The organism is Variovorax sp. 01T432 (assembly GCF_056398605.1).
In genome coordinates this window covers 1-1,606 of record NZ_JBFTPS010000130.1, presented here as the reverse complement: position 1 = coordinate 1,606, position 1,606 = coordinate 1, and the positions used below count along the sequence as shown (strand labels likewise).

The following is a 1,606-nucleotide window of genomic DNA, read 5'->3' as shown; positions in this document are numbered from 1 at the left end:
GCTGATATGGCTTGATCCTGTCAAGAGGGCGAGCCGCTCTCTCCGGGTGCCGGATTTCAGAATCTTTCGCGAATGCCGGATAGGGAACGCGGCGGAGCCGGGTGCGTGAGCGACGGTTGATCATGCTGATATGCGTGGATTGGCTACCGACAGTTCATGTATTCGTCGCGGGGCTGCCTGCTTTCTAGGGTCTGCGGTTGGTCACTTGCGTGGCTGCGCAATAGCTCGCCCGAGGATTCCCCTGTGGCCGTGGCTGCGCCGCGTTCCCGATCCGGCCTCAAACAGGTTGTTCGATAGGCGCCTCCCGCTGGTGGTCTGGTGGTGCGTTCATGTCATCACCTCGAGGCAGCCGGTGGCGGCGTCACCTCGCACGCGATGGCCCACACGAAGCCCGAGAGTTCGCGCGCGATGGCCACGACGATCTTGTTGTGCGGCACGTGCCGCGCGGCCAGCCGCCTGAAGCGCGCGCACAGCCGCAACTGCGCCGTCCAGGCGATGTCGGTCACGGTCTTGGGCAGCTCCGACTGGCGCTTGGCGATGACCGCACTGACTCGAGCCGGATAGCGGTACAGGTGTGCCACCTCCACCAGCATGCGCCGCGCCGCCGAGTTACCAGCCTTGGTGATGGCGCCCTGGCGACGGCGCTGGCCACTGGAGTCCTCGCTGGGCACCAGGCCCAGGTAGGCCATCAACCGGCGCGGGTTGTCGAAGCGGTGGAAGTCCTGGATCTCGGCCACCAGCGTGACCGCGGCGATGAGTTGCACGCCGCGCAGCGCCTGCAGCGCGGCCACCACCGGCGCCAGCGACCAGCCTGCCAGCGCATCCCGCAGCGACTGCTCCAGGCGTGCGATGCGCGTCCCCGACTCGCTCACTGCGTGCAGGTACTCCTGGAAGGCGATCTGCTGCGCGGCGTGCGGTAGCGCCAGGCTGGCCAGCCAGCGTAGATGCGCCGCCGTCCAGGCGCACTTGCCCGCGTACATCACGCCATTGCGCAACAGCAGCGCCTTCAGGCGGTGGCGCGCGTTGCGCTGCTCGCGCACGGCGTCTTCGCGGGCGCGCACCAGGTCGCGCAGCGCCTCGTCCACGGCGTCCGGCACGCGCACGGCACTGAGCTCGCCCGCACGCGCGAGGCGCGCGAGCATCAACGCATCGCGCCGATCAGTCTTCACGCGGTCGCCCGAGCGCTTGGGGATGGACGAGGGCGCAACCACCTCACAGTGGTAGCCCAGTGCGGCGAGGTGGCGCTGCAACACGAAGCCGCAGGGGCCCGCTTCGTAGACCACATGCACGCAATGGCCCTGGCTGACCAGGCGGCGCAGGGCCTTGCTGACGGCATTGACGCCGCCGGCTACGGCGCCCAGATGACGTACTTCGCCGTCACGGCCGGCCTCGGCCAGGGCGATGTCGATGCTGTCCCTGTGGACGTCCAGGCCGGCGTACACAGTGGCCGCGGTGGTGGTAGATTGACTCATGGCCCGTCTCCTTGCTCGTTGACACGCTGTCCGCCCTTCGGGGTGCAGCGTTGTGGCTCGGCGCACCCACGGTGCGCAATCCACGGTAGTCCCGGAGACGGGCCGCTTCAACGGCTCAAGCCATTCTGACTAGA

1 protein-coding gene is annotated in these 1,606 nt (G+C 68.2%); it reads right to left on the bottom strand.

Annotated elements, in window-relative coordinates:
- Positions 1-335: 335 nt before the first annotated feature.
- A complete protein-coding gene (locus AC1DNF_RS35565) occupies positions 336-1,472 on the bottom strand; it encodes an IS110 family RNA-guided transposase (RefSeq protein WP_478153620.1) in 1,137 nt (378 codons plus the stop codon).
- Between the last annotated feature and the right edge of the window lie 134 nt (positions 1,473-1,606).

Excerpts from the sequence above, each read along its gene's own strand:
- AC1DNF_RS35565 (WP_478153620.1), bottom strand. The coding sequence starts at position 1,472 with ATGAGTCAATCTACCACCACCGCGGCCACTGTGTACGCCGGCCTGGAC.